The sequence below is a fragment of the Rhodospirillaceae bacterium genome, assembly GCA_018660465.1.
Taxonomy (GTDB): Bacteria; Pseudomonadota; Alphaproteobacteria; order Rhodospirillales; family JABJKH01; genus JABJKH01.
The window spans coordinates 22,767-47,060 of record JABJKH010000104.1; the positions used below are offsets into that span (position 1 = coordinate 22,767).

The 24,294-nt window shown below is 51.8% G+C and carries 16 protein-coding genes; 8 read left to right on the top strand and 8 right to left on the bottom strand.

The features are described from left to right. Positions 1-11: 11 nt before the first annotated feature. Positions 12-1,364: a M48 family metalloprotease gene (locus tag HOM51_18115; protein MBT5036433.1), complete on the bottom strand. Its 1,353-nt coding sequence runs from the start codon at positions 1,362-1,364 to the stop codon at positions 12-14. Between the two features lie 114 nt (positions 1,365-1,478). Between HOM51_18115 and HOM51_18120 the strand changes: the two genes are divergently transcribed. Then, positions 1,479-2,627 (top strand): pyridoxal phosphate-dependent aminotransferase, encoded by a 1,149-nt coding sequence (locus HOM51_18120; protein ID MBT5036434.1) that lies wholly within the window; start codon positions 1,479-1,481, stop codon positions 2,625-2,627. A 145-nt stretch (positions 2,628-2,772) separates the two neighbouring features. Here HOM51_18120 and HOM51_18125 read toward each other — a convergent pair whose 3' ends face one another. Next, positions 2,773-5,349 (bottom strand): Rne/Rng family ribonuclease, encoded by a 2,577-nt coding sequence (locus HOM51_18125; GenBank protein ID MBT5036435.1) that lies wholly within the window; start codon positions 5,347-5,349, stop codon positions 2,773-2,775. Positions 5,350-5,851: 502 nt separating this feature from the next. On the opposite strand from HOM51_18125, the gene HOM51_18130 reads away from it, so the two are divergent. The 3 genes from HOM51_18130 (at position 5,852) to HOM51_18140 (ending at position 10,850) form a co-directional block, all read left to right on the top strand. Further along, positions 5,852-7,096: an N-acetylmuramoyl-L-alanine amidase gene (locus tag HOM51_18130; GenBank protein MBT5036436.1), complete on the top strand. Its 1,245-nt coding sequence runs from the start codon at positions 5,852-5,854 to the stop codon at positions 7,094-7,096. Between the two features lie 146 nt (positions 7,097-7,242). Continuing rightward, complete coding sequence (locus tag HOM51_18135; GenBank protein MBT5036437.1) at positions 7,243-9,657, top strand: penicillin-binding protein 1A; 2,415 nt, start codon at positions 7,243-7,245, stop codon at positions 9,655-9,657. Between the two features lie 64 nt (positions 9,658-9,721). Beyond that, positions 9,722-10,850, top strand: a protein-coding gene (locus tag HOM51_18140; protein MBT5036438.1) for a peptide chain release factor 2 whose coding sequence is annotated in 2 segments (ribosomal slippage) — positions 9,722-9,790 and positions 9,792-10,850 — 1,128 coding nt in all. Because the reading frame shifts where the segments join, the coding sequence is not laid out codon by codon here. 1 nt (position 10,851) lies between these two features. Here the strand turns inward: HOM51_18140 and HOM51_18145 are convergent. After that, positions 10,852-11,364 carry a hypothetical protein gene (locus HOM51_18145; GenBank protein ID MBT5036439.1) on the bottom strand — a complete coding sequence of 171 codons (513 nt, stop codon included), beginning with the start codon at positions 11,362-11,364 and terminating at the stop codon, positions 10,852-10,854. A gap of 1 nt (position 11,365) precedes the next feature. After that, on the bottom strand, positions 11,366-14,374 hold the full coding sequence (locus tag HOM51_18150; GenBank protein MBT5036440.1) for a bifunctional [glutamine synthetase] adenylyltransferase/[glutamine synthetase]-adenylyl-L-tyrosine phosphorylase: 3,009 nt from the start codon (positions 14,372-14,374) through the stop codon (positions 11,366-11,368). 80 nt (positions 14,375-14,454) lie between these two features. Between HOM51_18150 and HOM51_18155 the strand changes: the two genes are divergently transcribed. Continuing rightward, positions 14,455-17,754: a hypothetical protein gene (locus HOM51_18155; protein MBT5036441.1), complete on the top strand. Its 3,300-nt coding sequence runs from the start codon at positions 14,455-14,457 to the stop codon at positions 17,752-17,754. A gap of 11 nt (positions 17,755-17,765) precedes the next feature. Here HOM51_18155 and HOM51_18160 read toward each other — a convergent pair whose 3' ends face one another. Next, a complete protein-coding gene (locus HOM51_18160; protein MBT5036442.1) occupies positions 17,766-19,019 on the bottom strand; it encodes a tyrosine--tRNA ligase in 1,254 nt (417 codons plus the stop codon). Between the two features lie 116 nt (positions 19,020-19,135). Between HOM51_18160 and HOM51_18165 the strand changes: the two genes are divergently transcribed. Both HOM51_18165 and HOM51_18170 read left to right on the top strand, forming a co-directional pair. Further along, positions 19,136-20,257, top strand: a complete 1,122-nt coding sequence (locus HOM51_18165; protein ID MBT5036443.1) for an anhydro-N-acetylmuramic acid kinase — start codon at positions 19,136-19,138, stop codon at positions 20,255-20,257. 59 nt (positions 20,258-20,316) lie between these two features. Continuing rightward, on the top strand, positions 20,317-21,297 hold the full coding sequence (locus HOM51_18170) for a glycosyltransferase (GenBank protein ID MBT5036444.1): 981 nt from the start codon (positions 20,317-20,319) through the stop codon (positions 21,295-21,297). A 32-nt stretch (positions 21,298-21,329) separates the two neighbouring features. On the opposite strand, the gene HOM51_18175 is transcribed toward HOM51_18170, so the two are convergent. Genes HOM51_18175 through HOM51_18185 form a run of 3 tightly spaced genes read right to left on the bottom strand, consistent with a single transcriptional unit; the run spans position 21,330 to position 23,270 of the window. Then, positions 21,330-22,103, bottom strand: coding sequence for a hypothetical protein (locus HOM51_18175; GenBank protein ID MBT5036445.1), 774 nt, complete (start codon positions 22,101-22,103; stop codon positions 21,330-21,332). Between the two features lie 18 nt (positions 22,104-22,121). Beyond that, complete coding sequence (locus HOM51_18180; GenBank protein ID MBT5036446.1) at positions 22,122-22,586, bottom strand: selenoprotein B glycine/betaine/sarcosine/D-proline reductase; 465 nt, start codon at positions 22,584-22,586, stop codon at positions 22,122-22,124. Between the two features lie 36 nt (positions 22,587-22,622). Further along, entirely contained in the window at positions 22,623-23,270 is a 648-nt protein-coding gene (locus HOM51_18185; protein MBT5036447.1) for an alpha/beta hydrolase, read from the bottom strand. Positions 23,271-23,507: 237 nt separating this feature from the next. Between HOM51_18185 and cysE the strand changes: the two genes are divergently transcribed. After that, a complete protein-coding gene (gene cysE, locus HOM51_18190; GenBank protein MBT5036448.1) occupies positions 23,508-24,257 on the top strand; it encodes a serine O-acetyltransferase in 750 nt (249 codons plus the stop codon). Positions 24,258-24,294 lie beyond the last annotated feature (37 nt).

Below are 24,294 nucleotides of genomic sequence, written 5' to 3' on the forward strand. Positions count from 1 at the left end.
TTACCGGTTATCTACTGGGGAGCTTTGAGCCGCTTTGCCGCAGCCAAAATATCATCGGCTTGAAGCCATGCCGGCGTGCCCTCTTTCGCTCCCTTTTTGGCGCGCGTCGCAAAATGAATCGCGTCGGTTTTCTTATTCAGTAGCAGCGCTTCTTCTGCCAGTGCCAAAGATGCTTGCAGGTTATTTTTCTGTCGGCCATAGGCGGTAGCCAAGGCCCGCCAGGTGCTTGGAATTTCCCGCTCCACACGAAGCGCCGCCCGTAAATTAGAGATTGCGGATTGCAGCAGGGCGGGGTTGTTGGTCTCAATTTGGGCGTGGGCCAATTCGCCTCTTATAAGGGCTGACGACGGTGCTACTTTGACAGCAGCGGTGTAGTAGGGAATCGAATCGCGAACGCGGCCACTTTCAAACAGAATCTGTCCCATCAATTCTAGAAAATAGGGGTCTTTTGGATGTTCTGTCAGCAGACCAGACATGGTCTTTAGGGCTTTATCCAATTTAGCGCTTTTGTGATATGCCACGGCGCGCGCGTATCGCGCTTCGATGCTGCGATCAGATTTTTTATAGCGACGCATCGTTCGCGATGTCGGCTCTAAAAATGCGTAAAGCTTGGCGCGTAAGCGGCGGTGGATTGCCTGAAGTTCGGGGGCGACTGGGGTCCTAGAATAGGCTGAATTTGCCATATGTGCCCTGAGCGCTGTCATCCGAGATCGCGTAACCGGGTGAGTGCGCATGTAGGCGTCCTGGTATTGTGGGCTCACCAATTCCTGCTCTTCCAAAATCGCCATGAATTCGTACAGGCCTTGCGCCGATTGATGTGTCCCTTCCAACAATCGCATGGCTGCTTGATCGGCTGAGTTCTCTTGGGTGCGGGTAAAACGAAGGAAACTATTTGTCCCTAAAGTTTGCCCGCCGATTATAATAGCCTGGGCCAAATCCCCCTGTCCCAGGACAGCTGCGGCACCACCAAGTATAAAAGCCGCAATCGATTGTGCAGAGCTTTTGTCCAAGGCCGCTTGAATGCGTGATAGGTGCCCACCTGCGATATGGCCTGTTTCGTGGGCGATGACACCGATAACCTGACCGGCATTTTTGGCTTCCATCAGCAGTCCGGTATTCATGAACAGTTTTTGTCCACCAGCGACAAATGCGTTCAGGCTCTTATCCTTGACCAGGAAAATCTTGACCGCTTCAGGTGACAGGCCAGCCGCCTGAAATAGGGGAGTGGCATAGAGCCGCAGCGCTGATTCGATTTCGGCATCCCGGATGAACGAAATTTTGCGTTGCCCTTGTGCATACGCGAAATCATTCCCGACGAGAATCGTGAGAACAAGAATACACAAAAATCGGAAAATGCTTTTCAAACAGGTTCTCCTATCGGTATTAGACGTTACTCGCGCGTCGTTCTATCGTCAAATGGCTATCGTCAAATGGCTATCGTCAAATCGGGTTATCGTAAGTATTGGGTTAAATAGGTTATGGCGTTAAAGATTGCAAAGCGGGCCGCAGTGCCGCCGTTTATCGTGATGGATGTCCTCAGGGCGGCCAATGAACAGGCCGCCTCAGGAAAAGCCGTGTTTCATTTGGAATTGGGTCAACCGGGAACATCTGCACCAAAAGCCATTAGAGATGCGGCAAAACGCGCCTTGGACGAGGATGTGCTGGGCTATACGGATGCGTTCGGGTTGCCGATCCTCCGCCAGAATATCGCCGACCATTACAGCGCTCAGTACGGGGTAAAGGTGGATTCCGCTCGAGTCGTCGTGACGACAGGGTCATCCGGTGCCTTTGTCTTGGCGTTTTTGGGCGCGTTCGAGCCTGGTGACCGGGTCGCATTGGCAAGTCCGGGCTATCCCTGTTACCGCAACATCTTGACTGCATTGGGCGTCGAGCCGGTGCTTTTGTTAACCGGGCCGGAAACCAACTTCCAACCTTCGCCGGAGGCACTTGATCGGGTAGAGGGGAAGCTCGATGGCCTGATCGTCGCCAGTCCATCGAACCCCACAGGGACAATCATTCACAGTGATAAATTCAAGGAATTGATCGCATACTGTGACCGCAAAGAAATTCGCCTGATCTCAGACGAAATTTATCATGGCATCACGTTTGGCGAGAAGGCGGAGACTGCCTTGGCCTTCACTGAAAATTCTATCGTGGTGAACAGCTTTTCCAAATATTTTTCCATGACCGGATGGCGACTGGGCTGGATGATCTTGCCAGAAGATATGTTGCGGGCGGCGGAGTGCCTGGCTCAAAACCTCTTTATTTCGCCGCCGACTTTATCACAGTATGCAGCAGCGGCGGCGTTTGATTGTCGCGACGAATTGGATGCCAATGTTGCCGCCTATGCAAAAAGCCGCGCGCTGTTGTTAGAAGAACTACCAAAAGCAGGATTTGATAAACTGGCACCCGCGGAAGGCGCCTTTTATCTCTATGCCGATGTCACCGAACTCACCAACGACAGCGAAGCCTACTGCCGTCGGTTACTAGCGGAAACAGGCGTGGCGACAACACCGGGGGTAGATTTCGATCCGGACAGAGGCAGCCGATACATGCGTTTCTCCTTCGCCGGTCCTTATGAACATATGGAAGAAGCGGTTAAACGCATTAAGGCGTGGCGGGCGTAACGTCGATTTGAGCTCTACTCAGCGTCCTTCGAGACGTGCGATTCTCGCGCTCCTCAGGATGAAGAGTTCTGTTTGATTTAAAAATAAACTTCATCCTGAGGAGGCCACGAAGTGGCTGTCTCGAAGGACACTGAGCGGATTGCCTCTATTCCGTCAGTCGCTGCCACCAGCCGCGCCGACGGGGGGCGTCTTCTTCTTCGCTGTTCTCTGCGGTGCCGCCGACATTCACGACGTTTCCACCAGTTGAGGCACCACTACTAACCGGTGCCGGTTCTTTGACATCGGGGGCCGCTGCCACCGGAATATCGGTCTGAACTTTAGGTGCTTCTTCTTTCGTCTCATCTGTCTTTGTCGCGACACTCGCCGTATTACTATCAGAGCCTTCATCAGCTTTTTTCGGGCTTCTACGACGGCGGCGACGGGGTTTCTTTTCTGCAGAGTTTTCATCACTTGCAGCAGCTTCTGTGGGAGCTTCTTTAGCCGGTTCTGTGGTGGCCGCGTCAGCTGTGGCTTCGTTTCCGTCGGAAGCAGGTGCGCCATCGGTCGCCTCTACTGCCACGTTGCCAGTCTCTTCATTTGCCGCCTCATTGGCAGGGCGACGCTTGCGTCCGCCCCGGCGACCCCGGCGACGACGTTTGGGTGCTGCTTCGCCTTCTTCAGTGCTTGAGGCAGCGACTTGGCTCGTTTCACCGTCGCCGCTCGATTCTTCCGTCGTTGCTGTCGTCTCTGAAGAAACGTTGGGTGTTTCAGTTGCCGCGTTTTGGCTCGACTTGCGGCGACGCCCGCGGCGGCGACGGCGTTTCCGTGGTGCTTCTTCGCTTCCATCGCCAGATTGTTCGCCACTTTGGGAGTCAGTGGTTTTTTCAGCTGGCTGTTGAGGAGCTTGTTTCGCCTTAGCCTCGGGACGTGAAACGCCGCTTTCGGTGCGCTCAATTCTATGATTGGGCGGAATGAGGGCGTCATCAGCTTCCAGCGTTACAGCAAACTCATAGCGACCTTCGATATCAGCGAGCATCTGGCGTTTTTGGTTGAGGATATAAAGTGCCACGGCGGTCGGTACATAAACCGTAATCGCACCCAAGCGCTTCCGCGTTCCTTCTTCTTCGATCGCGCGCAGAATGTTAAGCGCGGTGGATTCTGTGGACCGGCGAATGCCTGTGCCTTCGCAGTGCGGGCAAGATTCTGACGTGCTTTCAATGATACTGGGGCGCAGCCGCTGGCGGGAAAGTTCCAGCAAGCCAAAGCCGCTGATCCGTCCAATTTGAATACGCGCCCGATCTTCCCGCATGCAGTCTTTTAGTTTGCGCTCAACTTGGGCGTTGTTTCTGTTGATTTCCATGTCGATGAAATCGATGACGATCAACCCGGCTAAATCTCTCAGCCGCAGTTGCAAAGCAATTTCTTCGGCGGCTTCCAAGTTGGTCTTGAACGCCGTTTCCTCGATGTTTCGCTCTTTGGTCGAGCGGCCTGAGTTCACGTCGATGGCGACCAATGCCTCGGTCGGATTGATGACAATATAGCCGCCGGATCTCAACTGAACTTCGGGGCTGTGCATTGCATCCAATTGACCCTCGACCTGAAAACGGTGCATCAGGGGCATGATCGAATCGCTATAGGGCTGAACCCGCTTCGCGTGACTGGGGATGAACATCTTCATGAAATCCTTGGCCATACGGTAGCTGGTGTCACCTTCGACAACGATTTCGTCAATGTCCTTGCTGTACAAATCTCGGATCGATCTTTTGATGAGGTTGCCCTCTTCATAGACAAGGCAAGGTGCGATTGATTCCAGGGTCAATTCGCGGACAGTGCTCCACAGGCGCAGCAAATAGTCGTAATCGCGTTTGATTTGCGGCTTGGTTTGTTTGGTCCCTGCTGTGCGCATAATAACCGCCATGCCTTCGGGAATGCCGAGGCTGTTGACGATTGTCTTCAGGCGCTTACGATCCGTGCCGTTGGTAATTTTTCGAGAAATTCCACCGCCCCGTGCCGTGTTCGGCATGAGGACGCAATACCGCCCCGCCAGCGAAATGTATGTGGTAAGCGCCGCACCCTTGTTGCCGCGCTCTTCCTTGACCACTTGCACCAGCAGAATTTGCCGGCGTTTGATGACTTCTTGAATTTTGTAATGGCGCCGACTTGGCATGGACGGGCGGCGGACGGGTTCTTCTGCTTCGTCTTCGCCAGCCAGCGTTTCCAGGTTCTCAGGCTTTTCCTCAGACGTTGCAACCTCTTCGACCCCGCCTTCTATGTCCCCGTTGTCGTCGCCAGCATCATCGCCAGCATCATCGCCAGCATCAGGCGTTGCTTCTACAGCGGCTGGCTCCTCTGATTGCTCAGGAATTTTTTCACCCTCGGCTTCTTCGCTTTCATGCTCAGCGCTGGTCTCGTCGTTCTGATCGGCTTCGTCTTCAGGCTCCACCTCGATTTTTTCTGCGGCTTGCTCAGCCAACAGGGCTTCGCGGTCGGCGACCGGAATTTGGTAGTAGTCGGGATGAATTTCGTTGAAAGCAAGGAAACCGTGACGATTTCCACCGTATTCGATGAACGCCGCCTGCAGGGAGGGTTCGACCCTGGTTACTTTTGCGAGGTAGATATTTCCTTTGAGTTGTCTTCTGGAATCTACTTCTACGTCAAAATTTTCAATTCGGTTTCCGTTGAGCACAACAACCCGGGTCTCTTCCGGGTGGGTGGCATCGATTAACATTCTTTTGGTAGGCATGTACTTCGTGGCTCCAATGCACCTGCCTTGCACCATAACGAGATGGGACAAAGGGGATGCATGTATGGGTAAAGCCGGTGGCGCTTGCGAACGCAAGGCTCGCCGCTTTTTGAAGCGGAGTCCTCGAAATATATGTTCGCGCTGCTCTATCCGGCATGAAAAATCCTCGGATTAATAATCTAATGGCTGCAGTCGTCCGGTTAACGGAGTCAAACAACCTGTGTATGGGGTAATGGTTTCAGGCGGTTCCGGCAAACACAATCCCGGTAACTTTCAGCCTAAATCCCTCTCCCACCGCGTTAACATAACCATAGGAAAGGTATTCTACAATCGCCTTTGTGAATTAATTAGACAATTAAATGACAGAATACGGATTCACATTGCGCTGCAAAGGTGCTAAGGACGTATTCTATTGGGGGATTATATTGGGGTTAAGAGTTTGAATGTGTACTATATGCAGCGTTTGATACGCCGGTTTGGCCCGATATTTTTGTTCGTGGCGATGATGCCTTTTGGCTCTCATGCCTTGGCAGCAACTGCGGTTGTGACCGATGTCCGTGTTGGCGAACATGCTCAATCGACCCGTTTTGTCCTGGAATTGGACCATAAGGTCGAATTTAGCGTATTCATGCTGGCGAATCCATATCGGGTCGTGATCGACCTACCCGAAGTCGGCTGGCGTTTGCCACCGCGTCCCTTGCCTACCAACACGGGACTGCTGAACCAATTCAGGTATGGATTGTTTAAGGCCGGTACATCGCGCATTGTTTTGGACGTTAAAGGCACAGCAGTCGTTGAAAAAACGTTCCTTTTGGGACCCGAGGGCGGCGCTGGTTATCGCTTGGTCGTTGATTTGACGGCGGTCTCTCAGCAAACCTTCATGGCGCGGGTTGGCCAGCCACCGTTAAGGGTTACCTCTGTTGGTGTGCCAGTGGTCCATCAAGCACGTAAGGGTATGTTGACGCCGCCGTCTAATGCGCCAGCCCCAATTCTGAATTCGAGGGCGCCAACGGTTCAGGTGATGACAGCCTCTGCGCCGAGAAAAACGAAAGAACGACCGCTGATCGTCTTGGATCCTGGGCATGGCGGGGTTGACCCTGGCACCCACGGTCGGAGCGGCATCTACGAAAAACACATCACCCTATCTGCGGCCCGAGAATTCAAGGCCATGTTGGAGAAATCAGGCCGCTATCGGGTGTTGCTAACGCGCAACCGGGATATTTTTATCCGGCTTCGCGATCGTATTTCCATTGCCCGGGATGCAGGGGCTGATCTGTTTATTTCCCTGCACGCGGATGCGATTAAGAACCGCAAGATCAGGGGGCTTTCGGTTTATACCCTATCGGAGCGCGCCTCAGATAAGGAAGCTGCCGGACTTGCTGAGAAAGAAAACAAGTCGGACCTGATCGCAGGCATCGACCTAAGTGACAAAACCCCAGAGGTTGCCAACATTCTGATTGATCTAACGCAACGCGAATCCATGAATCAGTCTGCCCGATTTGCCGAGGGATTGGTTAAAGAATTGGCCCGCAAGACCAAGCTTCTCCGCAATACTCACAGGTTCGCAGGATTTGTCGTACTAAAAGCCCCTGACGTGCCGTCTGTCTTGATCGAATTAGGGTTTTTATCGAACAGGCGGGATGAAAAGGCGCTGACGCGGAAGCCGTACCGGGCCAAGCTCGGTCGGGCCATCGTCGAAGCGGTCAACAGCTATTTCACGCGCATTGAAGAAGCAATTCGCAAATAGAATTTTTGCCCTGACCTTGCCATAATTATTCAGTATTGCTCGTTGCAGCTATAGGGCTGTAGCTCTACGTTAGGGCTTGGGGGTCAGGGTAATTCATTGCCCTGGGTGTTGGTGCTGGGGATTGGTGCTTAAGAAATGACCGGAAAATGGTAAGGGCGCTGGCAACAATATTGGGTGTTCTGCTGATTTGCGCTTTCGTCGGCGTAGGCGGAGTCCTGTTCGTGCTTCAGCACTATGGCAAGTCTTTACCTGATTACCTTCAGTTAGCCGATTACAAACCGCCTGTCATGACCCGGGTACATGCTGGCGATGGTCGTTTGCTGGCTGAATATGCTATCGAAAAGCGCGTGTTTGTTCCCATTCGGGCGATGCCCAGGCGGGTGGTGAATGCGTTCTTAGCCGCTGAAGATAAGAATTTTTACAGCCATCCAGGAATTGATTTCACCAGTGTTCTGCGGGCTATTGTGGTTAACATCAAGAACATTGGACGAGGACGCCGCATGGTTGGGGCATCGACCATTACCCAACAGGTGGCAAAGAACTTCCTTTTGACCAATGAGGTTTCATGGGAACGCAAGGTTAAAGAAGCCATTCTCGCCTTCCGAATGGAACGCGCTTTTTCCAAGAGCAGAATTCTTGAACTCTACCTCAATGAAATTTACCTCGGTTTTAGATCCTATGGGGTCGCCGCAGCCGCATTGAACTATTTCGACAAATCGTTGGATGAACTGAGCATCGCTGAAGCCGGTTTTTTGGCGGCACTGCCCAAGGCACCCAATAACTATAACCCGGTGAAGCACCCAGGTGCGGCCAGAGTCCGGCGGGACTGGGTCATTGGCCAGATGGCAAAAGACGATTTTATCACCCCGGCTGAAGCGACTGCAGCACAGGCGGAACCGCTAACACTGGAGCGCCGGTCAAAAACTGAATACGTTCAGGCAAATTTCTTCAGTGAGGAAGTTCGCCGCGAACTCCAGGAACGCTATGGTGAGGATGGTCTTTATAAAGGCGGGCTTTCCGTTCGCACGACACTTGATCCGAGATTGCAGGAAATCGCAGATCGGGTGCTTCGCAAGGGATTGATTGCTTACGATCGCCGTCATGGTTGGCGTGGTCCTGTCAGCAAATTTGAGGGCATGGAAGATTGGCCGCGCCAGTTGTCGGCCCTCAAGCCCCCCAAAGGGTCAGAAAGCTGGCTGTTATCGGTTGTGCTGAACATGGACGCAGAAGGCGCAGACATTGGATTTTCAGATGGCACAAGAGGACGCGTGCCCTTCGCCGAAATCAAATGGGCTCGGCCGTGGAAGGAAAAGCAGAAAGTAGGTCCAAGACCCAAAACACCGACCGATGTTTTGGTCGTGGGCGATGTTATTTTAGTCGAATCGGCACTCAAATCAGCCAAGGATGAAGACTACCCTGAAGGCTCCTTCGCGCTTCGTCAGATGCCGGAAATCGAAGGTGCCTTGGTCGCCCTTGATCCGCATACCGGCAGAGTCTTTGCCATGTCAGGCGGCTACAGTCATGAGCGATCAAAGTTCAATCGTGTGACCCAGGCCAAACGCCAGCCGGGTTCAGCCTTCAAGCCATTTGTCTATTTGGCTGCATTGGATGAAGGATACACCCCGGCGACGTTAATCCTGGATGCGCCCTTCGTTATTGACCAAGGTCCCGGACTGCCGAAATGGCGACCGGGGAACTATACCAAAAAGTTCTATGGCCCCAGTACCATGCGGTTGGGGATCGAAAAGTCGCGCAATTTGATGACGGTGCGACTGGCCCAGACCGTCGGAATGTCTAAGATCTCCGAATATGCGGAACGCATGGGGATCGTTGATAAAATGCCTGAAACACTGGCAAATTCGTTGGGCTCAAGCGAAACCACGCTGCTTCGACTAACGGCTGCTTATGGCATGCTGGTCAACGGCGGGCTGCAAATTAAGCCGACCCTGATCGACAGAATTCAAGACCGCCAAGGCCGGACCGTATTCCAGCACGATCAGCGTCGCTGTCGGCCCTGTCGTCAGACGGCATGGACGCAGCAGACGGTGCCGCAAGTTCCGGATATCCGTCAACGGGTGGCCAATCCCGCCAGTGCCTACCAGATTACCTCCATGTTACAGGGGGTCGTTGAGCGCGGCACCGGCAGGCGGATCAAGAAAATCGGCAAGCCGTTGGGTGGAAAAACCGGCACGACCAATGACTCCCGGGATGCTTGGTTCGTTGGGTTCTCACCGGATATGGCCTTGGGTGTCTATACCGGGTTTGATAATCCGCGTTCCCTAGGCAGGCTTGAGCAGGGGGCGTCAGTCGCAGTCCCTATTTTTAAAGATTTCATGGCCGAAGCCTTGGAAGGCAAGCCAGAAATTCCCTTCAGAATTCCACCCGGCATTCGATTGGTCAGAGTAAACGGCAAAACCGGGCAACTGGCTGTACCGGGGGAAAGGGGGGTCATTCTGGAAGCCTTTAAGCCGGGGACTGTTCCGTCAGGCCGTGCCCAGGTGCTGGAAGGCGTGACCGTAGATTCCGGGACACCGTCAACGGGGACCGGCGGGCTTTATTAATACCAACATACAGGGTAAAAGACCGGCGCTAAGACAACATCGTCGGAAGAGGTTATTTTACGTCATGCGTGCCGAAATTGAATCTACTGTTCAAGAAATCAAGCAGTCTCTGGAACTGCTGAGGAGGCATCTTTGACTATGATAATGCCGTCCGCCGACTGGAAGAATTAAACGCTCAGGCTGAAGACCCCACCCTCTGGGACGATCCCACCAAGGCGCAGAGCCTGATGCGAGAACGCACCCAGCTTGAAAGCGGCATTAAGGCCGTGGAAGACGTTGGACGGGATTTGTCCGATAATATCGAACTTCTGGAAATGGGTGAGAGCGAAGATGACGCCGACGTGGTGAGCGAGGCTGAAAAGGCGCTTGAAGAACTTCATAAATTTGCTGCCAAGGAAGAATTACAGACTCTGCTGTCTGGTGAGGCCGATGGCAACGATTGCTATCTGGAAGTTCATGCCGGTGCCGGGGGGACAGAGGCGCAGGATTGGACGCAGATGTTGCTGCGCATGTATACCCGCTGGGCGGAACAGCACGGCCATAAAATCGAATGGCTGGAAGAAAGCGCTGGCGAAGAGGCGGGAATTAAATCGGCGACTTTGAAAATTATCGGCAAGGATGCATACGGATGGCTCAAAACAGAAAGCGGCGTGCATCGGCTGGTGCGAATATCTCCGTTTGATTCAAGTGCTCGGCGTCACACTAGTTTCGCGTCGTTATGGATTTACCCGGTGATTGATGACGATATCGACATTGAGATTCAGGAGAAAGACGTTCGTGTTGATACCTACCGGGCGTCTGGTGCGGGGGGGCAGCACGTCAATAAAACCGATAGTGCGGTACGCATGACCCACATTCCGACAGGTATTGTTGTGCAATGTCAAAATGATCGGTCTCAGCACAAAAATAGGGCCGCTGCGAACTCAATGTTAAAAGCGCGTCTTTATGAATTGGAACTGCAAAGGCGCGAAGATGACGCACAGGCCGAACACGACGCGAAGACCGACATCGGTTGGGGGCATCAAATCCGCTCCTACGTCTTGCAGCCCTACCAAATGGTCAAGGACCTACGCACCAACGTCGAAACCAGCAATACCCAAGGGGTCTTGGACGGCGACCTAGATGACTTCATGGCGGCGGCCTTGGCCGCACGGGTCAAGGGCTCCACGGAAGATGGTGCCAATACGCCCTAGTCTACTGCAAAATAAACTGCTTAAAAATCACGCTTTCAATCCGGTGAGGTTTAATCATTTCATTGGTGATGTTGGCGAGTTCTCGGCGCAACATTTCGGCTCCCTTCGCGCCCGATAAATCCTCACGTCGCTGATCGCGCAGAAAGACTTGGTACGCATCCATGAGTTTCGGCTCGAGTTCTCGTATCTCGTTGGCATAATCTTCGCTCACCTCAAGCGTAAGTTGATACTGTAAAAAGGGTGCGCGACACGTGCCTGTCTTTAGGTCGGCCTTCTTTTTTTGCAATTCGTAGAGGACGGGTGGCGCAGGTGGGGGCGGCAGTTCAACCTCAGCGTTTGTTGACGGTCGGCCCAACAGGGAGTCCATATAGCCCATAAAGAATGCGGCCGATCCACCAAGAATTAGAAGAGCGACAACGCCTCCAAAGATAAAAATAATCTTTCGACTTTTGTTTCCAGATGATTCTTCGTCTTCATCATCAAAGTCGTCACTTTCATCGTTCTCATCCGCCATTTTAGTCTCCTGATTTTATTTGGCCCATATTTATTTGGCTCGCTGGGGCTTCAATAAGTGCCGTGAAAATTTGTTGCACGGCACCGGCCCTGATCGAAATTTTATCCAGCAATGATGTGAAATTATCAACTTGAGCCAGTGTGGCCAAGTCTTCCTGTAAACCTTTTGGAATATCGTGATCCAAGTTCTCGGGGATATTTTCTTCCATGGTTAGACGAAACAGCCCCTGAACACCCTGCCAGAGTTCCAATGCATCGATTAAGTTATGACCGTCTTTGCTGTTCAGCAGGCCATATTTTATAAGGCTTTCTAAGGCTTTGTGGGTGTTCGGCGAAAGAATTTCCGGATGCTCGTGCGCATGTCTGAGTTGTAGGTATTGGCTGATGAATTCGATATCGACCAAGCCACCCCGCAAATGTTTTATGGCGAGGGGGTTCTCAGTGTGGTGTTCGTCATCCATGCGAGACCGCATGCTGGCGACATCGGCTAAGAGTTTAGAGCCGTCGCGCGGTCGGGTGAGAACTTCGGCGATCACGCTTTCGACTTCGCGGCGTAAATCGGGAGGACCAGCAATAACCCTAGCCCGGGTCATGGCCATATGTTCCCAAGTCCAAGAAAGATCATTGTGATACTGCACGAACGCTTGCAGGCTGGAGGCAATTGGCCCGGCGTTTCCAGACGGCCGGAGCCGCATATCGACTTCAAACAGACGGCCTTCAGAGGTTTGAGCCGTTATTGAATTGATCACCCGTTGGCTAAGACGGGCAAAATATTGGGTAAGGACGAGCGGTTTAGGTCCGTCTGAACTTTTTGCGTCGGCGGGAGCCTTATAGACAAAAATCATATCCAGATCAGATGTTGAGGTCATTTCGCGCCCGCCAAGTTTGCCAAGCGCCAGAACAACCATTTCCGAGCCCGGGACGACCCCATGACGGTGGGTGAATTCCTTCGCCATCGCCGAATTCAATAAATCGACCGAACATTCGGCAATGTCACTAAGGGCTTCGGCGGTGGTCTGTGGGTGTTGATGACCTCTGAGGGATTGGACACCGATTTGGAACCAACGATCGTTAGCCCAGCGGCGGGTCGCGTCTAACGTATCTTCCACAAACTCCGTCTGATGTAAAATGGCTTCTAGCTCTTTGTGTAACTCATCCGGGTTGGGTGGTGCATCGAAGAAACCTGGGTCTAATACGCTGTCCAAGACAGACGGCTTGTGGCTGAGGTGGCGTGCAAGTTTTGGTGCTTCCCCCATGATTTCCGCAACCAAATTCAATAGATGGGGATTTGAATGAAACATGGAAAAAAGCTGGATGCCAGCCGGAAGGCCAGCCAAAAACTCGTTGAACCGTAGGAAGGCTTGATCTGGATTTGCCGTATCGGCGAGTGATTTTAACAGCACCGGCATTAGTTCTGTCAGCAGCTGGCGCGCGCGGGTGTTGTGGGTGGAACGGTAACGCCCGTGATGCCAGACACGCACCATTGAATCGACAGCCTGCGGATTTTCGAAGCCCAGGTTTTCCAGTGTGCTCAGTGTTTCTGGGTCCGTGTCGGCACCGGTAAAGACAAGGTTTCCACGGACATCTCCTTGGATGCTGAGAGGCTCAGACTCTTCAAACAAAGCGGCGTAGTGCGTCTCAACATTACGCAAATGACGGAGGAGGTCTTCACCAAACATCTCGGTATTCTCATAACCCAAGAAAATAGCGATTTTATTGAGCCCCTCGTGGTCTGCCGGAAGGGTGTGGGTTTGGGCATCATTGACCATTTGCAATCTATGTTCAACGCGCCGCAGAAAGCGATAGGACGTCGTCATTTCGGTTGCGACCGAAGGATCAATTCGTTCGTGTTCAGCCAGAGTTGCCAATGCGTCCACGGTTTTTATTTTTCGCAGCTCTTGGGTTCGTCCGCCCCAGATAAGTTGCTGAGTTTGAGTGAAAAATTCTATTTCTCGAATGCCGCCGCGTCCGAGTTTAATGTTATGACCCGCCAGTGCGATGGTATTGCCGCCCCGGTGTGCGTTGATTTGGCGCTTGATGGAATGAATATCTCGGATCGCTTCGAAGTCGAGGTTCTTCCGCCAGACAAAAGACGTCAGCCAATCGATGAGTGCCGTCCCTGCTTTGAGATCGCCAGCAACGGGGCGGGCCTTAATCATGGCGGCGCGCTCCCAATTTTGCCCCAGGCTTTCGTAGTAAACTTCCGCTGCTTGGACAGATACGGCGATTGGTGTTGCACTGGGGTCGGGGCGAAGTCTGAGATCAGTTCGAAAGACATACCCGTCAGCCGTGCGCTCATCCATTACCTTCACGAGATTACGGGTAATGCGAACAAATTGGCGCTGCAGGTCGGCGGGCTTTTCGCTTTGGATCACTTCCGGATCGAATAAAATGATCAAATCAATGTCGCTTGAGTAATTTAATTCGCCCGCACCGAGTTTCCCCATGCCTAAGATGATGTACCCGGAGTCGCGTTCGGGATCATCTTCATAGGCAAGTGTGATGGCTCCCGAGTCTGCCGCTTTTCGAAGGGCGTAAGATGCCGCGCAAGAGAGTGTTTTGTCGGCAAAATCAGAAAGTGCATGGGTAATCTGTTCGACAGACCAAATATTGGTGATATCAGCAATTGCGACAGCTAGGGAAAGATCGCGTTTGGCTTGTCTGAGGTCGCACATCACGCGCACCTCGTCCGCATTAAGATCACTCCTGAGATGTGTGAGGCGGTCCTGTATGTCAGCGCAGGCCCATTCTGGACCCTGGTTTATTACTTCAAGGATAAATTTTGGATTGGAAATCGCGCACTGGGTCAAATAGGGACTGTTGCCGAAAAGGGCATCAAGTAATGTGCTGACGGAAGGATTTTCAGGGGTTCCTTGCGCAAAGGCTTGGCAATCGCTATCTCCTGTTGAATGAAGCGCCTCGATCCATCGTTCGTGGCCGCGTGCGCATAAATCCAGGTCCGCCGGTGCGGGAAGGCCTTTAGTTTCCAACGAATAATCCAAATGGTTCATTTCAAATTTACTATTTCTAGCCCACACTGTACGAAATTGCAGTGTGGCGTGACAATGCGTCTGCTCCAAAGGGAAATTTTGTGTTAAAAAGGACCTTTAGAGGCATATTACATATTTTGGGCGGACTGGTCGCCGGTTTGGTGATCGTCGTCGTTCTATTGTCGTGGCGATTGTCCGCGGGGCCGGTATCCCTGGCCTTCCTCTCCCCCCACATTGAATCCGCGTTTCGAAGTTTTCAAGCCGTCGTCGATGTGCGCCTGGACGACACGGTCCTGACGTGGGCTGGGTGGGACCGGACACTGGACATCCGCGTGGTTAATGTGCGCGCTTTGGGGGGCGATGGAAAGGTGATCGCCAGTGTGCCTGAAGTCTCGCTATCGTTAAGCGTGAAGGCGATGTTGAAAGGTAAGGTGGCACCGCGAAGTATTGAACTGTTCCGCCCAAACATTCATTTGGTTCGCAATAAGGATAGAACATTCAGTGTCGGGTTTGCTGACGGTTCGAAAACCAAGATGCGATCCTTACAAAATCTTCTCGATGAGTTTGGCGGAGATTCAGATAAATCAGACGTCATGGCCTATCTGTCTCGGATCAGCATTGTAGACGCGGGTCTGACGATTGTTGATGAGACTCTCGGAACCTCCTGGTCGGCACCTGCGACACAGGTGCAGCTAAATAGAGTAGGTCAAGATATCAAAGGCGCGATGGAGCTGAACCTCAATATTGATGGTCAGCAGGCGCAATTTAACATCGAAGGCGAATATCAGGCAGTTAAAAAACGCATTGAAATTGGACTCAGCTTTAATGAAATTCGCCCGGCTTTGTTTTCAAATCTGTCGGAAAAAGTCGCGGTCCTGAAGTCGGTTAATATGCCCCTTCAGGGGACAATAACCATGAGCATGCTGGCCAGTGGTACCGTGCTCGCCATGGGTTTTGATATCAACGGTGGTATCGGTCATGTGGTTGTCCCGCCGCCGTTTGATCAGTATCTCGGTGTTCGAAAACTTGAGATAAGGGGACAGTTCGACGGGACAGCGCAGGAAATTAATATCGACAATCTGTTCGTCGATTTTGGTCACGGGCAGACGGTTTTTTTGCCAGCCCCCATCAGCCATGAAATGCCGATCGCCTCGGTGCGGGCCAAGGGCCACTATACAGCCGAGCGAAGACGGCTGAACCTCTCGTCCCTAAAGTTTGATTTGGATGGTCCCAAGGTCAATCTGACCTCTTTGATTGATGGCATCGGAGGGGAAACCATTGTGATGTCCAGGGGTATTGTCCATAACTTAAAAATTGATGATTTTCGTCGATATTGGCCGAGAGCGATGGGGACCGTACCCTGGAAATGGACGACGACCCATCTTTCCAAAGGGATCGTGAAAGAAACTTTGGCAGATGTTGTCCTGCGTATTTCGAAAGCCGGGAAGGTGAAAGTCGAATCACTCACCGGGGATATGCAACTCAAAAATATCGACGTCCGCTATATGGAAGGCATGCCGCTCGTGAAAGCGGTGAGTGGCACGGCAAAGTTCAACCGCGAACGGTTTGATATATTTGTTGAGAAAGGCAAGACCGAAGGGCTGCGCATTACCAAGGGCGTTATCCTGATGAGCGGTCTGGATGAACCTGATCAACGTGCGGATATTGATCTCTCCATCGAAGGGGGACTGCAGAATCACTTGCGACTGATTGATCATCAGCCGTTGGGCTTTTCCACGCAGCAGGGGATCAATCCGGAAAAAACCAGCGGTGATGCAACGACCCACCTTAAGCTCACATTCCCCATGGAAGAAACTCTAAAGAGAGACGATATCGATGTACTGGTGACGGCAAAGCTGCGCGAGGTTGCTCTGCCTGGTGGGTCCCGCGGAGATATTTCAGAGGGGCAGCTTGATCTGAAGTTGGATAAGACCGGGATGGACGTCGTCGGGTTGGTAAAATATGGGGTGATACCAGCAACGTTGAATTGGCGTTCCAATTTTAAAGACAAGTCGTCGTTCCGCCAAAAGTTTGCGCTTAAAGGTCGGGTAGACGATCATCATCGCACCGGTCAACTGCGGCTTAATTTCGCACCTTTCACCAACGAATACCTTAACGGCCCGATCGATACAGAAGTCAACCTGACGGACTTCATCGATGGCACCAGTGTGGTGGAAATTTCTGCAGATCTGACCCGAACCACGTTTGCCGTGGCACCGTTGGGCTGGGAGAAAGCGGGCGGTGATCCTGGCACCGGTCGTGTCTTCATGGTTCTCAAGGATGGAGAGCTTGCAAAAATTTCCAAGTTTACCGTTGGGGCTGGCGACTTAGCCGTTGATGGAACGGTTGAATTTAAAGCACCTGGCGGTGATTTGAAGCATATTGTCTTTAGCAAGGTGAAGGTCGGTAAAACCGACATGACGGGTATTATGAAGCCTCTTCCACGAGGCGCTTGGGCGGCGAGCTTCGGTGGTAAAAGCTTCGACCTATCCTCTCATTGGGAAAATAGAAACAAGACGGATACCGAAGAAGAAAAAGAAAAAGCGAAGGACGGCCCCAAAATTCAGCTCTCCGCAAATTTTGAGCGCGTGTGGTTGGATGATGAACGGTCGCTTCCAGATGTGAAGAGTAATTTTACTCGGGAAGGGGATATATGGACCCGCGCCAATCTAACCAGTAAAATTGGCACACCAGGCAAGAACGCATTTAGTCTTGATATCCGCCCAGGCAAAAACGGCAACCGACGATTGGTTATTAAAGCAGACGATGCGGGGTCAACCCTTAAGCTATTCGATTATTATGAAAATATGCTCAATGGGTCCTTAGACCTTAAAGCTGAGTACAATGACTCATTACCGTCTCGTCCTCTAAAGGGCCGACTCTATATTGAGAATTATCGAATTGTAAAAGCCCCCGTGCTGGCGAAATTGGCCAGTGTGGCTTCCATTGTAGGAATACTCGAGAATTTGAGTGGCAAGGGCCTGCGATTTTTATCCTTGGAGCTTCCGTTCAAGTTGAACGAAGGTCTGCTGACACTAAAAGATGCCAGCGCCAAGAGCATATCATTGGGCCTGACCGCGTCAGGCAATATTTCAATGAAGACGGACAAAGTAAATATTGAAGGCACTTTCGTGCCGATGTACATCGTCAACAGCTTCTTCTCAAATATACCCGTCCTCGGAAAACTTCTTTCGGGCGGTGAAAAAGACGGGGGAGTCTTTGCTGTAAGTTATACATTGAAGGGGCCGGTAAAAGAACCAGACGTTGGTATCAATCCTTTGACGGTCTTCGCTCCAGGGTTTTTCAGGAACATTTTTAAAATTTTCAAACCCGGCGCACGCCTGCCTGATGTGCTGGGGAATCCTGACGATGACCCCTCGGAAAAACCGGATAGCTTGTAATTCTTTAATGCTTAAACCGCACGTACCAGCACGTGACGCTTTTTCCCCGCTGATAACTTTATAACGCCGTCATCCGTCATGTCGCTATTGCCGACAATCTGCTTTTCATTCTCAAATGCCTTGTCGTTGACGCGACCTCCGCCGCCCTTAATCAGGCGCCTGGCTTCGCCGTTGCTATTGGCGAGGCCGGCTCGACACAAGATTTCAAAAGCCGGAATACCAGCGTCGAGGTCACCTTTGGCAAGCTCAATGACCGGAAGCTGATCGCCGACCTTGCCTTGCTCAAATGTCTTGGCAGCGGTTTCCGCTGCGGCCAATGCAGCTTCTTCACCATGGCAAAGCTTGGTTGCTTCGTTGGCGAGGATTTTTTTGGCTTCGTTGATATCTGAATCTTGCAATTGTTCCAGTCTGGCGATTTCATCCAGGGGCAAGTCGGTAAATAATTTTAGGAACCGGGCCACGTCTGCATCTTCGGTGTTGCGCCAGTACTGCCAGTAATCGTACGCCGATAATTTATCTGCATTGAGCCAAACAGCGCCTTCCGCCGTCTTGCCCATTTTCGCACCAGATGCGGTGGTCAACAGCGGTGTGGTCAATCCGAACAGCGCCGTCCCATCGATCCGCCGACCCAGTTCGACACCATTTACGATGTTGCCCCATTGGTCGGAACCGCCCATCTGCAATTCACAGGTGTGCCGCCTGGATAATTCCAGGAAGTCGTAGGCCTGGAGAATCATATAATTGAATTCCAGAAATGACAGATGATGCTCGCGACCCAAGCGCAATTTCACGCTGTCAAATGCGAGCATTCGGTTAATCGAAAAATGCTGCCCATAGTCACGTAGAAATTCGATGTATTCCAAGCCTTTCAGCCAGTCGGCATTGTTGACCATGACGGCATCCGTTGGGCCGTCGCCAAAGGTTAGGAACTTGGAGAATATTTGTTTTATGCCCGCCATATTCTGATTGATGGTTTCCTCAGTCAGCAATTGGCGGCTTTCATCTTTACCGGACGGGTCGCCCACCATCGACGTACCCCCGCCCATCAGGACGATTGGCTTATGGCCGTTTTGTTGCAGGATGCGCAGCAGCATGATTGGCACCAAGCTGCCGGCATGCAGGCTTGGGGCTGTGCAGTCAAAACCGATATAGGCGGTAAGGGTCTTTTCCGTTGCTAAGGTGTCGAGCGCGTCGGCATCTGTGCACTGGTGCAGATAGCCGCGTTCGACGACGGTACGGATGAAATCAGATTGGTACGTTGTCATGCCTAAATTCGGTCCCATTGGGTGTATTCAACTTAATTCCGCGAAGCCTTGCAGGAAGGGCGATGTCTTATCACAATCGTGCACGTTGCGACAACGCTCAGTTAGGTAAACCCACAATGGCGCTGGATCAGAAAGTACGAACGGCGATTGGCTTGATGAGCGGGACATCCATGGATGGGATTGATGCGGCATTAATCCGAACTGACGGTCAAACCATCAAAGAATTCGGCCCCTGCCTGAGCTTCGACTATGATGAGGCGTTTAGAGACCGCCTTCGCAGCGTTCTACGATGCGATGCTTCCGACCCGCGCCTCATTGATATTGAACTTGATCTCACGGATTTGCATGCCCGCGTGGTCGAACGTTTGATAATGGAAAACGAGATCGCGACCGATACAATTGATCTCATCGGCTTTCATGGCCAGACCCTTGACCACCGACCCAATGAAGGCATTACGCTCCAAATTGGTGACGGTGCGCGGCTGGCCTTGGAAACGGGCATCCCCGTGGTGAATGACTTCCGCTCTAATGATGTTGCCCGTGGCGGCGAAGGTGCTCCTTTCGCATCGCTGTACCATCAGGCTTTGGCACATGAGTTGGATAAACCGACTGTTATTCTCAACCTCGGGGGGGTTGCGAACGTGACTTGGGTTGGTGGGGGGATTGGTGCAGGCGAGGACATTCTCGCTTTCGATACCGGCCCCGCCAGCGCCTTGATTGATGATTGGGTCGCCCAAAAACTAGGCCAATCCATGGATGTCGATGGAAAGCTGGCAGCATCGGGAACTGTCGACCATGCGGTCCTATCTAAAATGTTGGATCAGTCTTACTTTGCTAAAAAGCCGCCAAAATCTTTGGATCGAGGAGACTTTAATCTAGACCGAGTAAGACCTTTAAATGCAGCTGATGGGGCCGCAACGTTAACCGCTTTTACCGCCAAGTCCGTGGCCGCGGCCCGGGCTCATTTCCCCCAGCCTGCCAAGCAATGGGTGGTCACTGGGGGTGGACGAAAGAATCCGACAATGATGAAACTCATCGCCGATGAAGTGGGTGTGTCCGTCGAACCTGTAGAGCAGGTTGGTTGGGATGGCGATAACCTAGAAGCTCAGGCCTTTGCTTTCCTCGGCGTCCGCTCTGTAGCTGGTCTTCCTCTTAGTGTGCCGACAACGACCGGGGTGGCGCGTCCGGCAACGGGTGGCAGATTACATCTCCCGCCAGGGCACATAGGTGAATTCTAATTTTCAAACCGAGTTGTTTATAATTAAGGGCGCGCTTTTTTAAGTCAGGAGATTTGATATTGCCTCAGCCGAAAGTCTCATTTGCAATGATTTGCTATCAACAGGAAAGTTATGTTCGGGAGGCCATTCTTGCGGCCTTCGCGCAAGAATACGAACCGCTCGAAATTATACTTTCAGACGATTGCTCAACAGATTCCACTTTCTCAATAATCGAAGAGGAAAGCGTAAAATACTCAGGCCCACATAAAGTTATTACCAATCGAAATTCTACCAACCTCGGCATCGAACATTTAAACAAAGTTATGTCGCTGGCGAGTGGGGACTTCGTCATAATTGCACATGGCGATGATGTGTCCTTGCCAAACAGAACCTCCAGAATGGTTGAAACATGGATTGATAAGAAGGTGTCTCTGGTGTCCTCCAACGCCATTATTGTTGATTCGAAATCCCAACCCCTCGGTAAATTGAGTAAGGAAGATACAGACAGAGAGGTTCCCCTGAAGAAAGTTATTTATATAACTTGGGATAATACACGGCTTGGTGCGACGTTTGGGTGGGATAGAAATGTATTTTCTCAGTTCGATGCGATTGATGGGAAAAGAATCACCGGCGCGGATGATCACATCTTGCCATTCCGCGCCGCATTGCTTGAAGGTATATATTATTTGGAGGAGCCCTTAATTCAGTGGCGTAAACATGAAAATAACGGCACGGATCGGGTGGCCGATAAAACAGGCTCAGAGCTGATGTTCTCTGAAACCAGCATCGCCTATGACGTCGGAGCACTTATTTATATGGCCGAGGAATTTGCTCAGTTTAGAAAAGGGCAAAATGATTCTAAGCAAATGGGCCTGATAAACCGCGATCTGGAAACGGCAATTATGGAGCTAACTCTACGATGGACACGGTGCCGGGTATCACTGGATTTGGCAGGTTTTTCCCCAACATGGATCGATAAACAAGAACGCGAGAAAAAAGAACTTAATGAGTCTCTTCGCGTCCAACCAGACGTTCCGCTTGGCAAGCCGAAAATAAGTTGAGCCCGCGAGCTTAAGCCGCAGGCTTTCCTGTTTTACCCAGCTCGTTCAGTAGAATCTTCTGGGGCATTGATCTGCCGATCTGGGATAATAGAATTGCGACCAAGATAAATGTAGTATTCATCATCACTGGCGCGGCAGATTTCCCGCAATTTCCACAAGGCTTGACCGAAAACGGTTTCATTGAAAAGCCAGTTTTCCACGCGGAGACTGGCACCGTATCCCGGCTGTGCCGTGATCGCCTCTGTGTAGTATGCCTTCAAATCTTCGTACGCGAGCTTTAAGACCCGGCCTTTAGCCAAGTCGTCCCGTGGCGCGGGCGCCTGCTGGTTTTCGATAAATGCCGCGAAGAACTTAGCGGCATCCTCAATTTCCAAACCACTTGGCCCAATGGTTGTCCGCCCACGTTTCCGAACCGCGAGGTCATACCAGGGTGCCAGACTGTTGATTTCTCTTGTTAGGGACTGGCTGAGCTCATTCATTAATGCGCCGGCACCTTCCACTTTGGGAAGGCTAATCGGACAAACCATGCCGGTCATTGCCTCCTCATCAGTTTCCGGATCGCCTTCTGGGGCTTCTTCCAAATAATCGGTTAATAATGGGCCAGAATCTGCGTCCAAAAGTTCAAACGCGGCCGTGAGAACGCGGGTTTGAAAGGCGGCGTCATTGGGGACACCGAGGGGACGCCCCAACTCAAAGGGAACCCATAGAGCGCGTGGTGGATTTGTTTTTTCAGTATGGAGGCGAATTAAGCTGATCTGGGTGGTCGCCAACCCTTCTTCTTCAAAAATTGTTGCCAGCCCGCCCACGGCGCGCGTGCATTTTGGTCAGATGGGAACAAGCAAGACGGTATCAACTGCATCCGCCTTCATTGTCTGAGCTATGGCGTGTGCGGAGTCTTCCAATTCAAGCGGGTGCGCCGCACCGGATACGGTAAAATGAAAATTCGCGACCGAACCAATGATGCCATCGCCGGCCATTTCGTGCAGGCGTTCAATTGGAAAACAGATGTTAATATCTTGCTGAAAACCAGTCCGATCAAAATTCACCGAAACATGGCTCATGACGACGTCGCCGGGATCGACATCACCCGGGATGACGCGGAAATCCGTAGCACCCCGCTGATAGACCGCATCATCTCTCATGTTTAAGGCGGCGGTGGAGAGGATCGAGATCCGACGATCTTTTAGGGGCTTGGGTGCAACAAAAGGCCGTCTATTTTCGAACCCGGAGCAGTCAAGTTCGATCATCATCTTTTTTTCGCCACCCGGTATGGAGTCTAAACGCGCCATTGAATGCCCCGAATTTGGTTTGCGATACGGTACGCCCTAAGCTGCCGTCTTCAACGCCTTATCCAGATAATCTTCCACGTGTTCACTCAGAACATCAATGTGTTCGGCAAAGAAATGATCGCCGCCGTCAATGACGCGGTAATCGATTTTGATGTTCTTCTGAGCCGAGACTTTTTGCGCCAGTTTATCGACGGATTCTATGGGGATAATATCATCGGTCGACCCGTGGATGATCATGCCAGACGACGGGCAAGGTGCCAGAAATGAAAAATCGTGCAAGCTCGCCGGCGGTGCAATGGAAATGAAGCCGTTGATTTCAGGCCGACGCATCATCAGCTGCATGGAAATCCAAGCGCCAAACGAAAATCCACCGGTCCAGCAATCTGACGCATTGGCGTTGTGGGTTTGCATCCAATCAATTGCGGCAGCGGCATCGCTTAATTCGCCCTGACCGTTATCGAATCGTCCTTGCGACCGACCGACGCCGCGGAAATTAAACCGAAGAACCGAGAAACCCCGTTTTACAAAGGTCTGGAACATTGTGTGGACGACCTTGTTGTTCATGGTCCCGCCGTGCTGTGGGTGCGGGTGAAGAAGCAAGGCAATGGGTGCGTTCGCAACCTTAGAGTGGTGATAGCGACCTTCTAAGCGCCCTTCAGGGCCGTTAAATATGACTTCCGGCATGTTTCTCTACTGTTTTCTAAAGGAATGGTATTGAAACCATTGGGGGTGAATACCTGATTTTCTCACTAGGATATAAATACGTTAATTTTCCGAAGATTTAAGTGCGATACTTGACCAATTAAGTCGGACATCCTATATACCGCATAGAGTGACTGAAGGTATTCGCAAACGAACTCTCGCGCGGAAAGCCTTCAGGCGCAAAATTTTTATGTGTTTCAGTAAGATATAGCAGAGCCCATGATTTTCAAGCGGATTCGAGAAGATATAGATGCCTTTATGGCCCGTGACCCTGCCGCACACTCTAAGTTAGAGGTGGTTTTGTGTTATCCGGGTCTACACGCCTTGATGTATTACCGGCTGTCTCACGGATTATGGCGGCGCGGTTGGCGCGTGTTGGGGCGGTTGGTCTCGCATATTGGGAAAGTATTTACTGCAATTGAGATTCATCCAGCAGCCAAGATCGGGCGGCGGTTTGTTATCGATCATGGCACAGGTGTCGTCATTGGTGAAACGTCTGAAGTCGGTGATGATGTTACGATCTATCACGACGTGACCCTAGGCGGAATTGCCCCTTCTGTGGACTCTGCCTCGCAGGTCAATGTGAAGCGCCATCCGACCCTGATGGATGGTGCTATCGTCGGATCAGGCGCGCAGATTTTAGGCCCCATCACGGTGGGCAAAGAAGCCCGTGTCGGCTCTAACGCTGTGGTGACCAAAGATGTGCCTAATGGCATGACGGCGGTTGGCATTCCGGCGCGAGTTGTAATGCCAAAGGATAAATCAAAATCTCATGAGTTCGTTGCCTATGGCGAACCGGCTGATGGCTGCCCTGATGTGGTGCTGACGACCATCGAAGAACTACGGGGTCAGGTCGCGTCTTTAATTGGCAAGGTCGGTGAACTTGAGAGCAGGCTGCAAGAATTTGACGGAGAAGAACCTTCGGACGGTGACAAACAAAACAAAATCGTATCCGGCGGTAAGTCCTGATCTATCGGCTACAGGCATTATCGCCAGATGCATGGAA

Coding starts and splice junctions, on each gene's coding strand:
- cysE (MBT5036448.1), top strand. CDS start 23,508: ATGATTTTCAAGCGGATTCGAGAAGATATAGATGCCTTTATGGCCCGT.
- HOM51_18165 (MBT5036443.1), top strand. CDS start 19,136: ATGGCGCTGGATCAGAAAGTACGAACGGCGATTGGCTTGATGAGCGGG.
- HOM51_18135 (MBT5036437.1), top strand. CDS start 7,243: ATGGTAAGGGCGCTGGCAACAATATTGGGTGTTCTGCTGATTTGCGCT.
- HOM51_18160 (MBT5036442.1), bottom strand. CDS start 19,019: ATGACAACGTACCAATCTGATTTCATCCGTACCGTCGTCGAACGCGGC.
- HOM51_18130 (MBT5036436.1), top strand. CDS start 5,852: ATGATGCCTTTTGGCTCTCATGCCTTGGCAGCAACTGCGGTTGTGACC.
- HOM51_18145 (MBT5036439.1), bottom strand. CDS start 11,364: ATGGCGGATGAGAACGATGAAAGTGACGACTTTGATGATGAAGACGAA.
- HOM51_18125 (MBT5036435.1), bottom strand. CDS start 5,349: ATGCCTACCAAAAGAATGTTAATCGATGCCACCCACCCGGAAGAGACC.
- HOM51_18185 (MBT5036447.1), bottom strand. CDS start 23,270: ATGCCGGAAGTCATATTTAACGGCCCTGAAGGGCGCTTAGAAGGTCGC.
- HOM51_18120 (MBT5036434.1), top strand. CDS start 1,479: ATGGCGTTAAAGATTGCAAAGCGGGCCGCAGTGCCGCCGTTTATCGTG.
- HOM51_18180 (MBT5036446.1), bottom strand. CDS start 22,586: ATGGCGCGTTTAGACTCCATACCGGGTGGCGAAAAAAAGATGATGATC.
- HOM51_18150 (MBT5036440.1), bottom strand. CDS start 14,374: ATGAACCATTTGGATTATTCGTTGGAAACTAAAGGCCTTCCCGCACCG.